Origin of the sequence: Deinococcus aquatilis DSM 23025, assembly GCF_000378445.1 — a bacterium.
GTDB lineage: Bacteria > Deinococcota > Deinococci > Deinococcales > Deinococcaceae > Deinococcus > Deinococcus aquatilis.
In genome coordinates this window covers 1-12,207 of record NZ_KB899739.1, presented here as the reverse complement: position 1 = coordinate 12,207, position 12,207 = coordinate 1, and the positions used below count along the sequence as shown (strand labels likewise).

Below are 12,207 nucleotides of genomic sequence, written 5' to 3'. Positions count from 1 at the left end.
GGACTCCAGTTAAGAGGCGTCAAGGATCGTTTCCAGAGGTCACGGTTCTTGACGCCTTTCAGGTTCAGGCGAGGAATTTCCAGGCACTGGCAAAGTTCGTGTTCTGCGTGAACTGAAGCTGGATGCCGAGAAAGCCCAAGCCCTCGAGCTGACGGGCGCGCTCCAGTGGTCCCACATCGATGCCACGCAGTCCACCGGCATTCACGAGTGCGGCGATGGTGTTCTTGGCCTCCTGGTCGTTTCCGGCGATCAGCACATCCAGCGGCTGTCCAGTCACCTGACCAGCAACGAGGGTTCCAGCGAAGGTGGTGTTAAAGGCCTTGATGACGCGGGCGTCTGGGATCAGTTGGACGAGTTCCTCGGCGGCACTGGTGTCGCCCGCAATGGCGAGGCCGGTGAAGTCGGCGGTCAGGGGGTTGCTGATGTCCACCACGACCTTGCCAGCGAGCTGCCCTTTGAGCGACTGGGCGATCTCCTGTGCATTGGTGTACCAGGTGGCGAGCACGACGACGTCACTCAGAGGGCCGTTGAGTGTGCCGGACTGCACAGCGGCACCGGGGTTGGCGGCCTGCAATTCACTCGCGAGTGAAGCGGCATCGTCTGCATTGCGGTCAATGATGGTGACCGGGTATCCGCCGCGGGCCGCGACGTGCGCGATTCCTTTACCCATGTTGCCAGCGCCGATGATCGTGATGTTCGTGGTCGGGGTCATGGTGTGCTCCTGGAGCGGGAAGAGGGCGGGGACGGTGGCGAGGTCGTTGGAGCGTGTCTGGTGCTGGAGGGAACGGCGGCGGGTGATCACCCAGAGGGTGGCGCCGGCCACAGCGACAAGGAGCGCGAGGGAAAGAGAGGACATCGGATCTCCTGGGAGCAACTTCAGACGCGTTTGGTCCGCAGAGTGTCGAGGGCGTAGGCGCCAGCACCTGTGAGGGCGAGGGCGACCGTCACAGCGAGCAGGGCAAGGGGGAATTCGACGCCGTTTGGATTGAAGAAGCCCGCCTTGAGGTGCACGACCACGAGCGCGCCGAGCATGTCCAGGGCGAGGAGAGCGGCGACAATACGTGTGCCGAATCCAGCGATCAGTGCGGCGCCGCCGACCAATTCGAGCAGAGCGATGGCCGGGGCCACTAGGCCAGCGAGGGGAACGCCCATCTGGGTAAAAGAGGCGGTGGTGCCGGGAAGGGTGTAGATAAAGAGCTTCTGGTAGCCGTGGGCGGCAAAGACCACACCGATGACGATGCGCAGGAGGGTGAGAGCGAGATCAATGCGCTGGAGGGGAACGGCGGAGCGGGCTGATGTGGCGGTGGTGGTCATGGAGATCTCCTGTTCGTGATGACGATGGGCGTGATAACGACTATTCGAGCGAAGGAAAGAAGAGGGGCTCAGGTGGCCTCCGCTCTGCTGGCCTCGCTGAGCAGCTCCAGCAGCAACTGACGACGTTCTACAGAGAGATGCTGGAACTGACGGTGGTGCAGGTTCAACATGGGGCTGTCGAGACGGTCAACGGTGGCGCGTCCATGAGGCGAAAGGTGGGTGAGCAGCACCCGGCGGTCTTTCTCGCTGCGGGCACGGGCAATCAGGCCCTGCTTTTCCATTCGGTCGAGCAGGCGGGTGACGTCCGGGTCCTTGTTAAGGAGCCTCTCCGCGATCTCCCCGCAGGTGAGGGCGTCCTCACTCGACCCCCTGAGGATGCGCAGGACATTGAACTGGGTCAGGGTCAGGCCTTCGTCCTTGAGCAGTTGCTCGGTCTCTTCCTTGAGTCGCAAGGCCAATCCCTGCAGAGCGAGGTAGGTCTGGTGCTCCAGTGTGGAGGGAAGTGTAGGTTGGGTGGTCATCTGTCTTCCCTCCGTTCTTGTTCTGGGAAAACGATAGTCGTTATAACGAGTATTGTCAAGCGGGTGTTTTTCTGAATAAGGCTGCCGCCTTATCTCTAGGGTGCCAGTACTTGGCGCGGTAGACGGTTATGGACTCGGATGAAAGTTCCACAGAACATGGGCATCGGGCTTTGTAAGCCCATTTTCCAATCGCCTTCCCTACATCGGTGTAATGTGTATTCCATGGAATCTAGTTCTATGGAATACACCCAATCGAGGCTGTTCTGATGCCGCTTTCCGCCCGAACCCTCTTTGACCGCCTCGTCCACGTGGAAACGATGCTCTGGAACCGCTGTGATGACGAGCTTCAACGCCAGATCGGGCTGCCTTTGGGCCGCCTCGAAGTGCTGCGGGTGATTGCCCAGATCCAGCACTGCCGGGTCAACGACGTGGCTTCCCGACTCCTGATCACCGTGGGCGCCGCCAGCAAACTCGTGGACCGTCTCGAGGCGTCCGGCCACTGCCAGCGGCACCCCAATCCCGACGACCGCCGGTCATCTCGGCTGTCCGTCACCGACGTGGGCCAGACCACGTTGACGGGCAGTGAGACTCTCATGGAAGCTCTCCTCACCCAAGCCTTCGCGGCCGTCTCCTTTGCTCCCCTCCATGACGCCCTCTCCACCATTGAGCAGACCCTCACGACCGCAGGAGAACCCGCATGAATGACACGATGCAAGCCGTCGTCTTGGACGCTCCCGGGGCGCCTGAGGTTCTCACGCAGCGTACCCTCCCCCTCCCCGTCCCTGCTCCGGGCTGGGTGCTGATTCGGGTGCGGGCCTTCGGCCTGAACCAGTCCGAATTGCACCTGCGCCTTGGCGTGGCAGACAACGTCACGTTTCCCATCGTGCCCGGCATTGAAGCCGTGGGGACCGTCGCCGCTTGCCCCGGTGGGGAGTTCAAACCCGGCCAGCAGGTCGCCACGATGATGGGCGGTATGGGCCGTCAGTTCAATGGCGGCTATGCGGAATACACCTGTGCTCCAGCTGAACAGGTCATTCCGTTTCACAGCCTTCTCGATTGGGCCACCCTCGGCGCCATTCCTGAAATGCTGCAAACGGCTCACGGCTCCCTGAGCGTCGGCCTCAACGCTCAGGCTGGACAGACACTGTTGATTCGCGGTGGAACCTCCTCCGTGGGCCTGGCCGCGGCCCTGCTGGCAAAGCAGCGCGGCCTGACGGTGCTGTCCACCACCCGCTCACTTGAAAAAGCCGCAGTCCTTCAGGACCTCGGGGTCGATCACGTCCTGATCGATGACGGCAGCGTTGCTCATCAGGTGCGGGCGCTGTTCCCCAAGGGCGTCAACGGCGCCATCGAGCTCGTGGGAACGCCCACGCTCCCCGACACCCTGCGTTCAGTCGCCCTGCACGGCGTGGTCTGCTTCACCGGCATGCTCTCCAACGAGTGGACGGTCAAAGACTTCTACCCGATCGGCTACCTGCCCCGGGGCGTGCGGCTGACCGCTTACTCCGGTGAAGCCACCGACCTGCCGGGGAGCGTGCTTCAGCAGTTTCTGGATGACGTGGCGGGTGGGAAGATCACGGTGCCGATTGCCCGCATCTACTCTCTGGATCAGATTGTCGAGGCCCACCGCGACCTGGAAGCGGGCAGACACAGCGGCAAACTGGTCGTGGTCGTGCCTGGAGAACACCAGGATGACTGAGCTCGGTTCACCCCAGCAGGCGATTTCGCGGGGTTCCCTGTCCGTCGCGGCGTTCTCTACAGTCGTTGAGTGGTGCGACTTCACGCTGTACCTGTACTTCGCCACCGTGCTGTCGCGAGTATTTTTGGGGCGGCGAGCTGTCCCTGCTCACGACCCTCGCCGGGTTTGCGGTCTCGTCCCTGATGCGCCCTCTGGGGGCCATCGTGTTTGGCCATATCGGGGACCAGTATGGACGCCGACGCATGCTGCTGCTCTCCATGGCGCCGATGACTGTGGCCATGCTCGTGATTGGCCTGCTGCCTACCGCAGCACAGATCGGGCCGGCCGCTGGATGGCTACTGCTGCTGTTGAGGTGTGTCATGGCGTTCTCTGTGGGGGGTGAATACAGTGGGGTCACGGCGTACCTGGTGCAAGGTGCCCGACCAGCGCGGCGCGGCCTCGTGGCCTCCTTGGCGGCCACGGCCAGTGAAGTGGGGGGCTGCTCGCCGTGGGCGTCTCCGCGCTGACGGTCGGCCGCTTGAGCCCGGCGGACCTCGATGCCTGGGGATGGCGGATTCCGTTCCTGGTGGGGGCGGTACTGGCTGGCGTGGCGCTCATTACCCGGTCCACCATGCAGGAGTCCCCGGACTTTGAACGTCAACAGGCGAGTGGAACCGTGCCCCGCCACCCCCTGTAGCACACCCTTACCCATCACCGAGCCGCCCTGGGCCGCACCTTCGCCATTTCCGCGTTGGCGTCCATCCTGTATTACGTCGGCATCATTTATGTCCCGACCTTCCAGTACCGCCGGAGGGGATCGGACTTGGTGATGATCAAACGGGATGGCAGGTTAGAGATGTTTGCGCCAAAGGGCATATAGCCGATGAACTGGCAGCCAAAGACCGATAATTACAGTGCGTCTCAGCACTTCCTGCAACAGATGTGAGCTTGGAGCCACGACCTCCTTCCAGAACGACCCTTTAAATTTTTTCTTACACCAAGTGTAAACCTGACGCAATTGGCTAGAGGTCTACTTGACCCAGCAATACATTCGCAGCATACTTTGGCAACGTTGCCAAAAATTTAGAATCGATCTCTAATCTCCTTCCTAGTAGGGAGTAAATTGGTTGGCAACGTTGCCAATTTAAGCTCGAGGAGCACGATGACTAAGCCAAGTGTGGTGGATGTGGCACGGATCGCTGGTGTCGGGGCCAGCACAGTCTCACGGGTGCTGAACAACCACCCCAACATTTCTGACCAGACAAGACAACGGGTCCTGTCAGCCATAGAAACGGTCGGCTACACGCCCAACCTGAATGCTCGCAGCCTGCGTTCGGGCCAGACCCAGGCTGTCTCGGTGCTGCTGCCCATGACGGGTACACCCTTCTACGACACCTTACTGACGGCCATTCACGGCGTCCTAGATCAGCATGGGTATGATTTGGCCCTCTTTCCTCTACTGGGGGCACAACGCATTCGGCGCTTCAAAGACCCAGGCGCGCTCCTGTACCGCGCTGACGGGCTGCTGATTTCTTCCCAGAACCCAGAAGTGCTGTATGGCAGCCGTCCACCGTTCAACAAACCCATCGTGCTGGTGGATGCTCACCATCCTCAGTACCACAGCGTCCATTTCAACAACGTGGCTGCGGGACGCATGGCCGCAGAGTTGACCCTCAGTCGCCACCTGCCTGTGGTGTTGCTGGACGTTCCCGTGCGCCCCGGTGACTTGGAATCGCCCGTGTTCCTGGAGCGGCGGGCTGGAGTGCTGGACGTTCTTCAGCGCCACGGCATCACACCAATCGTGACCCTCCAAGCCCCTGCCTCTATTGAAGGAGGTCGAGACGCTGCACAGCAGTTATTAGATTGGGCACACCCTCACCCAGTGGCTCCTTTTTTTATGGTGGCCCTCAGCGACGACCTCGCTCTCGGCGTGCAGCGGCACCTCTTGAGCGCTGGGCTGCATGCCGGACGCGACTATCTGCTGATGGGCTTTGATGGCAGTGCCGCTGCCGCCGAAGCAGGCATCACCAGTGTGGCGCAGCCGGTCGCCCAGATGGGCCGCACCGCTGCCGACGTGTTGCTGGGCGCCCTGGAAGGCCAACTCAAGACCATCACCCAGCGGACCTTTGCCCCCACCCTCCAGGAAGCGCCCAGTACGCAGGCCCTGACCTTGATGTAGCGCCTCACCTCATCCCTCTTCCTCTAGGAGACCTCTGGTTATGTCCTACTTCCTCGGCACCACTTGCCACAGCACAGCCTCAACCGTTGGGCTGTCATGCGAGATCTGACCCCGAAACACTCGGCCAGATGCACTGAAGGCGTCAAGCGAGCCCAGTGGCGGTGCTGCTGGAGACACTGTCGTTGGGCCACCTCTATGCAGGAAAACTTAATCCAACGACTGCGATTCAGAACGGCCCGCGCTCCACCTGGAGGGCGTTGGCTGAGGTTGAGGTGTCCTGCCTCCCCCGCTGCGCTTTGTCCGCTTAGGTTGGCGGATTCTGATAGGAGTTGTGATCCCCGTGACCCACGAAACACGCTCTGTTAAACCACTGTCATTCCTCGCCCTCGCTCTGCTGAGCAGTGCCCTCACTACGAATGCCAACGCTGCCAACTTGACGATCTGGACCCATTTCGAGCCTGCAGGTGAGGTGGCCTGGGTGAAGGCACAAGCCGCCGAATTTGAGAAAAAAACTGGCCACAAGGTGCAGGTGGTCAGTGTGCCTTTCGGCGAGATCACCGATAAATTCATTCAGAGTGCGCCCAAAAATCAGGGGCCAGATCTGATCGCCACCCAACCCCACGACCGCTTGGGACAGATGGCGGCTGCAGGCGTCATTGAGCCGATGGACAAGTACATCACCAGCCGCGGCGACTACGACAAAACGGCCCTGAGCGCTTTTACCTACCGGGGAAGACTGTTCGGCGTGCCCCTATTCGCTGAGGCTGTGGCCCTGGTGTACAACAAAAAGATGGTGCCTACGCCGCCCACCAGCTGGGCCTCCTTTTTGGCCACCGCCCAGAAGAACACTGGCAACGGCAAGTTCGGCTTCTTGACCCAGATTGACGAGCCGTACCGCAGCTACGGCTTCGTGAGTGCGTACGGCGGCTACGTGTTCAAAAACAACAATGGCACCTTCAACACCAACGATGTGGGGCTGGCCAACGCGGGGACGGTCAAGGCCCTGTCGTTCCTGAATGACCTCCGCTACAAGTACAATCTCGTGCCGGAAGGCGTGGATGCGGGGGCCGCCAAGAGTGCCTTTGTGGACGGACGCCTGGCGATGCTGTACACCGGGCCCTGGGACATGGGCGACATCAAGAAGGCGGGAATCGATTACGGCATTACGTCGTTTCCTACCCCACCCGGCGCCAGTGGCAAGTGGAGTCCTTTCGTAGGGGTGCAGGGCATCATTGTGAGTGCCTACAGCAAACAGAAAGCGGCCGCCGTACAGTTGGCCCGTCAGATGACGTCCAGTCCGGCACAACTGGCGTTCAACAAGGCGGGAGGCCGGATTCCCGTGAGCCTGAGTGCCCGCGCCAAACTGAAGGCAGACCTGGTGGTCTCAGGCTTTGGCAACGCGATCAGTGTGGGCACGCCCATGCCCAACATTCCTCAGATGGGCGCTGTCTGGGGGCCATGGGGCGCAGCCACCGCCCAGAGCGTGCAAAGAGCTGGACAGAACTACACTCAAATTCTGAACAGAGCCGTGACGGAGATTAAATCCAATCTCAAGTAGGTGGTGCGTCTTTCCGAGCGCAACCTCTATCCAGGTAGGCTCTCCTCGTTCGGATCAGGATTCTGACGAAACTGTCTTCACAGCAAGGGGCGCCGGAGTCCTTCCCACGTTCTGAGATCCCAGGCCCCTTCTTAGGGTCATTCAGGCCAACTCAATTCGACTGGGCAGGCCATGGACGTGAGTGGCAAAGGTCATACCGTCAAATGTGAACCTTTCACTGCCCTTGCTTCTGAGAGAGGCGGCGTGTCAGACGCCGCCTTGCAGGAGCGGCACTTACCTCTCTAGAGCTCTCAACATTCCAGAGCCACAGGCAGTGCACCTACCGAGTTCCACCACAAGGAGGAATACCGATCCTATGACCACGACTCTGCCCCTTCCTGCCAAGCGCACCACCATTCCCCCAGAAGGAACGCGCGGCGTGCTGATGGCTATTGTGGTGTTGGCACTGGTGTTGGGTGGCGCCGCCCTGATCGGCTGGGGGCTGGCCAGCCTTACGGCCCGTGCCCTGCCCACCGCCCCGCCCTACATGATTCTGGTGTACACGGTCGCTGCCCTCCTGGTCTTGATGCCCCTGACCGGAAGGCTGGTGCCGTGGATCGCCAACTGGTTTTACCTGTTTCCAGCACTGGTGTTCCTCATCGCTTTTACGGTGCTGCCCATCATCTTGACCGTCAACTACGCGTTTACCAACTACAGCGGCCAGAACAGTGGTAACCCGGATTCGGGCGTCCGAACTTCTGCGATCCTCAGTGCCGACCGCCGCGTGGTCACGTTGGGCGATACCCCGGAAGCCGATTCGGTACAGGCCTACCTCCGCTGCAAGGCGGCCACCTGCGCGGGTGACACCCTGGTATTGCTGGACGAAGACGCTTCTTCGCCTATTCGTGCCCGCATTGCCAGCGTGTCCGGCACTGCGGTGACGCTGACGACCCCTATTGCCACCGGATTCGCGCTGGCCGATGTGACCCGCATCAACCGCATCGAGCGGGTCGGTCTGGCCAACTTTCAGGAAATTTTTGCTAAAGCCAGCAGTGCACTGTGGCCTGTGTTCTTGTGGACAGTCATTTTTGCGTTTTCGACGGTGGTCATCAACGGCCTCGCTGGGCTGATTCTCGGCATTTTGCTGTACAACAAACGCCTGAAAGGCCGCAACATCTACCGGACGCTGTTGTTCTTGCCTTGGGCGATTCCTGCGGTGATTAGCGTGCAAATGTGGGTGGCGCTGTACAACCAGCAGTTCGGCATTGTGAACAAGGCGCTGGGACTGCTCGGTTTCGCTGCCGTGCCCTGGCTCAACGATCCACTCTGGGCCAAAGTTTCTATCCTGTTGGTCAACCTGTGGCTGGGCTTTCCGTACATGATGACGGCCACCATCAGCGCACTCGCCACCATCAACGAAGATCTGTACGAGGCCGCCAGCATTGACGGTGCGAGCCGCTGGCAACAGATCCAGGCCATTACTTTACCCCTCCTTCGAACGGCTTTTACCCCTATTTTGCTCTCGGGTTTTGCTTTCAATTTCAACAATTTCGGCATTATTTATCTGCTGACAGCGGGTGGTCCTGCTCAGGAAGGCCGCGAAAGTACCGCCCAGAGTACCGACATCTTGCTGTCGTGGGGGTATAACACGGCGTTTGCGAGTGCCGGGGGCCAGAATTACTCGTTGGCGAGTGCCATCGCCTTGATCATCTTTTTCCTGACGCTCGCCATCAGCCTCGTGAACTTCAAAGCCGCTGGTGTGTTCGAGGAGGCCCGCAAATGACTGCCCTTCCGACACCCCAAAATCTGCCACCCGGTGGCTATGTCCACAGAGAACCTGGGCCGCTGCGCCGTGCCGCGCCCTGGCTGGTGGCTGCTGCTGTCGTCATCGGTTTCGTCGTGCTGGGGTACTTTTTGGCACGCAATATGGCAGGTCGGCCCAAGAGCTTTACGATCTACTTTGTTGAACGGGGCTGGATTCGCTTTCTCCTCTTCTTGCTGGCAGCCAGCGGCGTCTTGGCCCTCACCAGCCTGATCGGGCAGCGCATCGGCGTGGCCCGCACGGGGCGCAAAATCAGCTACACCGCCGTGTTGGGCGACCAACTCACCCACCTCTTTCTGATTCTGGTCGTACTGATCGCTGTATACCCGCTGCTTTACGTCTTGATCGCTGCTTTCGATCCGCGCAACAGTCTGTTCGCCTTCCCCAATTTCTCTGATCCCAACATCCTGTACCGCTCTGGTCTGTTGCCCAATTTGCAGGTCCTCAGCTTTGAAAATTACGCCGCACTCTTTGACGGCGTGACCATTCCGGGCTGGCAATTGGTCTTGGCTGGGATCGTGGGCGCGGCACTCACCGCCCTGCTGATTCTCGCCATCGTGGGCAGACTGGGCCGTGACAGCGAGCGTCTCACACAGGCGCGGGCCTGGGCCATGCGTGCCCTTATTGCCGCACTGGCTCTGCTGGTCATCTTTATGGTGCCGTCGCAGTTCACGGGGCAAGGCAACGAAAGCAAATTCCTGCTGTCAGTCCGCAACACGCTGCTGGTGTCGGGCGTCACGGGTTTCCTGGCGATTGTGTTGAGTACCACCGCTGGTTACGCTATGGCCCGCCTGCGCTTCCCCGGCCGCTTCCAGATGCTGCTGTTTTTCATCTTCATTCAGATGTTCCCAGTGTTCTTGGCGCTGGTGGCCGTGTACACCCTCATGGTCATCTTAGGCCTTGTCAACACCTTCACAGGCCTGATTCTGGCCTACTCCGGCGGCGCAATTGCCTTCAACACGTGGATTTTCAAGGGCTACGTCGAAAGCCTCCCAGAGTCATTGGAAGAGGCCGCCATGGTCGACGGCGCAACTCGCTGGCAGACATTTATGCAGGTGGTCTTGCCCCTATCAGGCGGCATTCTGGTCTTCATTTTCCTGAACCAATTCATCGGTACGTACGCCGAATTCATCCTCGCCAGCATCCTGCTGACCGGTGTGGATCAGTGGACGGTCGGCGTGATGCTCCGCAGCTTTACCACCGGACAATTCAGTACCAAGTGGGGCATCTTCTCTGCCGCCGCTACCTTGGGAGCACTCCCTATTATTGCGCTGTTCTACGGCTTCCAAGGCTACTTTGTCGGTGGGACCGTGTCAGGTGGCGTGAAAGAGTAAAGTCATCAGCACACGCCTTGGAACCAAGAGCATGCAGGATCCCCTGCCAACTGGGGATCCTGCATGCTCTTGGTACATTTTGGGCTATGGTGACGCGGTGCTGAGGTACCCAGGTCATCCAGCCTAGGAGTGATGCCGTTGAGGTCATCTAGGCTGTTGCTGCCGTGGAACGAGCGCAGGTTAATCAGAAAGACCACCACATCTTTCTCTACGTGCTCGTCAGGGACCTCCGGCTGATTTGTCTCACCGCTTCCTACCTTCTAGCGGATTCTGTTTTCCCTTATTTGCGTTCCCAGATTGACCTCAGCTGATAGAGCTGCCCGGAGATCACGGAGGCTCCAGTGTGTGCGGAGATGCGGAGCGTTTCTATCGGCGCTGCAGGCAACAGCAGATCCGTCAGGGAGATCTGGCCGTTGCAGCCAAACAGTTCCAGAGATCCCAAGTCCAGCAGCAGGTGCATGTCATATTGAGGTTGACCATCCCGGCGCGGTGCGCGGTGCGTGCCGCCAAATCCGGGCACCTCCAGGTGAGCATCTGGTCGGGTGACGCTCACCTCTGAGGCGCTGAGTGTGACCTGTGCCTCCACACCCTCTGCGGAAAGGAATTCCAAGTGCAGTTCGGCTCCACCGTGAGTCTCGACCTGCAGGCGCAGTTCATGCGCGTGGGTCACGCTGAGGGGATACATCTTTTGATCCTGCGGAGGCAGGATGGGAACAGAGGCTTCCCGCAGCGCCTCCAGTTCCTTCACGGGTCGCTGAATGAGTTGTAACTCTGGACCTAGGCTTAATTCACGAGGAACGGTGAACGTCCCCCGCCAGGGGGCGGTGGGGATCATGGCAGCGTAGGCCCAGTTGTTCATCCACGCGAGCCACACGCGCCGCCCGGGCAGATCACTCCAGGAGAGCGCTGCGTAGAAGTCAGGACCAAAATCCAGGGTTTGAGAGGAGGTGAGTGGCGTGAACGTCGTTCCGTCGAAATCGCCCACCCAATACTGCGCGCCGCTGCCGCCGTACAGCCCGCCGGGGTTGAAATCGACTTTCAGCACCCAGCGGTCCACGCCCTGGGGGTCGGGCAGAGCGAAGAATTCCGGCATTTCCCAGATGCCCTCCACCTGACCTGCCGGTCCGAACGTGCTGAGTGGCTTCCAGACCTGTAGGTTCGGAGAACTATAGAACTCGACTTGTCGCTCATCCGGGTGCACTACCAGCATGACCCACCTGCTGCGCTGCCCGTCCCAGAATACCTTCGGATCGCGGAAGTCGGCTTTGTCCAGATCCAAGACGGCTGTTTCACCGCCGTACTGCCAGGTGTGTCCGCCATCGGCGCTATAGGCGAGGTACTGCGCTTCATGGTGCTGCTTGTCCAGATGCTGGCGTGCCGGGTGACGGTCCGTGTGCCCGGTGTACAGGGCCACGAGAGGAGGCTGCTCTCCACTCTTCAGGCCAGAGGTATTGTGACCGTCGGTGACCACGCTGCCAGAGTAGATGACGTGTGACTCACGGGCAGGCAAGGCCACAGGATGTTCTGTCCAGTGAATCAGATCCGGGCTGGTGGCATGGCCCCAACTGAGATTGCCGGGCATATCAGCGTGTGGGTTGTGCTGATAGAACAAGTGAAACACCCCGCTGACGTAGACTAGTACAGCGTTCAATTAATACGAATGGTTTCATAGTGGTGTCCAAGGGTTCGTCGGGCGGCCTGAGTTGAGAACTGCCAGTTGAGCGTGATGGCCGCACGTTCACGCGCGGCGACCCACGCCTCGACTTCGGAACGAAGTCGTTCCAGCGAAGGAATCCGCCGATGTAAACACTGCCGCTGAAGA

General features: G+C 60.1%; 11 protein-coding genes. 7 read left to right on the top strand and 4 right to left on the bottom strand.

Annotated features, from left to right (window positions below; all coding sequences use genetic code 11):
* Positions 1-64: 64 nt before the first annotated feature.
* The 3 genes from F561_RS0119135 to F561_RS0119125 form a co-directional block, all read right to left on the bottom strand.
* Positions 65-856 (bottom strand): NAD(P)-binding domain-containing protein, encoded by a 792-nt coding sequence (locus F561_RS0119135; protein ID WP_019011580.1) that lies wholly within the window; start codon positions 854-856, stop codon positions 65-67.
* Positions 857-876: 20 nt separating this feature from the next.
* The gene (locus F561_RS0119130) at positions 877-1,314 is read right to left on the bottom strand and encodes a DoxX family protein (protein WP_019011579.1); all 438 of its coding nucleotides are present in this window, start codon (positions 1,312-1,314) and stop codon (positions 877-879) included.
* Between the two features lie 68 nt (positions 1,315-1,382).
* Positions 1,383-1,835, bottom strand: coding sequence for a MarR family winged helix-turn-helix transcriptional regulator (locus F561_RS0119125; protein WP_019011578.1), 453 nt, complete (start codon positions 1,833-1,835; stop codon positions 1,383-1,385).
* Between the two features lie 266 nt (positions 1,836-2,101).
* Between F561_RS0119125 and F561_RS0119120 the strand changes: the two genes are divergently transcribed.
* From F561_RS0119120 to F561_RS0119085, 7 genes are all read left to right on the top strand, one after another.
* A complete protein-coding gene (locus F561_RS0119120; RefSeq protein ID WP_019011577.1) occupies positions 2,102-2,536 on the top strand; it encodes a MarR family winged helix-turn-helix transcriptional regulator in 435 nt (144 codons plus the stop codon).
* Entirely contained in the window at positions 2,533-3,534 is a 1,002-nt protein-coding gene (locus F561_RS0119115) for a zinc-binding alcohol dehydrogenase family protein (protein ID WP_019011576.1), read from the top strand. The genes F561_RS0119120 and F561_RS0119115 overlap by 4 nt, the downstream gene beginning before the upstream one ends.
* Before the next feature lie 65 nt (positions 3,535-3,599).
* Positions 3,600-4,040 carry an MFS transporter gene (locus F561_RS29685; RefSeq protein ID WP_211214837.1) on the top strand — a complete coding sequence of 147 codons (441 nt, stop codon included), beginning with the start codon at positions 3,600-3,602 and terminating at the stop codon, positions 4,038-4,040.
* A 635-nt stretch (positions 4,041-4,675) separates the two neighbouring features.
* Complete coding sequence (locus F561_RS0119100; protein WP_040381286.1) at positions 4,676-5,692, top strand: LacI family DNA-binding transcriptional regulator; 1,017 nt, start codon at positions 4,676-4,678, stop codon at positions 5,690-5,692.
* Between the two features lie 331 nt (positions 5,693-6,023).
* The gene (locus F561_RS0119095) at positions 6,024-7,250 is read left to right on the top strand and encodes a sugar ABC transporter substrate-binding protein (RefSeq protein ID WP_019011574.1); all 1,227 of its coding nucleotides are present in this window, start codon (positions 6,024-6,026) and stop codon (positions 7,248-7,250) included.
* 355 nt (positions 7,251-7,605) lie between these two features.
* Complete coding sequence (locus F561_RS0119090; protein ID WP_019011573.1) at positions 7,606-9,012, top strand: ABC transporter permease subunit; 1,407 nt, start codon at positions 7,606-7,608, stop codon at positions 9,010-9,012.
* Positions 9,009-10,385, top strand: a complete 1,377-nt coding sequence (locus F561_RS0119085) for a sugar ABC transporter permease (RefSeq protein WP_019011572.1) — start codon at positions 9,009-9,011, stop codon at positions 10,383-10,385. Before F561_RS0119090 ends, F561_RS0119085 begins: the two co-directional genes overlap by 4 nt.
* 280 nt (positions 10,386-10,665) lie before the next feature.
* Here F561_RS0119085 and F561_RS0119080 read toward each other — a convergent pair whose 3' ends face one another.
* The gene (locus F561_RS0119080) at positions 10,666-12,036 is read right to left on the bottom strand and encodes a glycoside hydrolase family 32 protein (RefSeq protein ID WP_083922555.1); all 1,371 of its coding nucleotides are present in this window, start codon (positions 12,034-12,036) and stop codon (positions 10,666-10,668) included.
* Positions 12,037-12,207 lie beyond the last annotated feature (171 nt).

What these genes read in the sequence shown, in the direction of transcription:
- F561_RS0119135 (WP_019011580.1), bottom strand. Translation starts at nt 856, where the DNA reads ATGTCCTCTCTTTCCCTCGCGCTCCTTGTCGCTGTGGCCGGCGCCACC.
- F561_RS0119085 (WP_019011572.1), top strand. Translation starts at nt 9,009, where the DNA reads ATGACTGCCCTTCCGACACCCCAAAATCTGCCACCCGGTGGCTATGTC.
- F561_RS0119115 (WP_019011576.1), top strand. Translation starts at nt 2,533, where the DNA reads ATGAATGACACGATGCAAGCCGTCGTCTTGGACGCTCCCGGGGCGCCT.
- F561_RS0119100 (WP_040381286.1), top strand. Translation starts at nt 4,676, where the DNA reads ATGACTAAGCCAAGTGTGGTGGATGTGGCACGGATCGCTGGTGTCGGG.
- F561_RS0119120 (WP_019011577.1), top strand. Translation starts at nt 2,102, where the DNA reads ATGCCGCTTTCCGCCCGAACCCTCTTTGACCGCCTCGTCCACGTGGAA.
- F561_RS0119090 (WP_019011573.1), top strand. Translation starts at nt 7,606, where the DNA reads ATGACCACGACTCTGCCCCTTCCTGCCAAGCGCACCACCATTCCCCCA.
- F561_RS0119130 (WP_019011579.1), bottom strand. Translation starts at nt 1,314, where the DNA reads ATGACCACCACCGCCACATCAGCCCGCTCCGCCGTTCCCCTCCAGCGC.
- F561_RS0119125 (WP_019011578.1), bottom strand. Translation starts at nt 1,835, where the DNA reads ATGACCACCCAACCTACACTTCCCTCCACACTGGAGCACCAGACCTAC.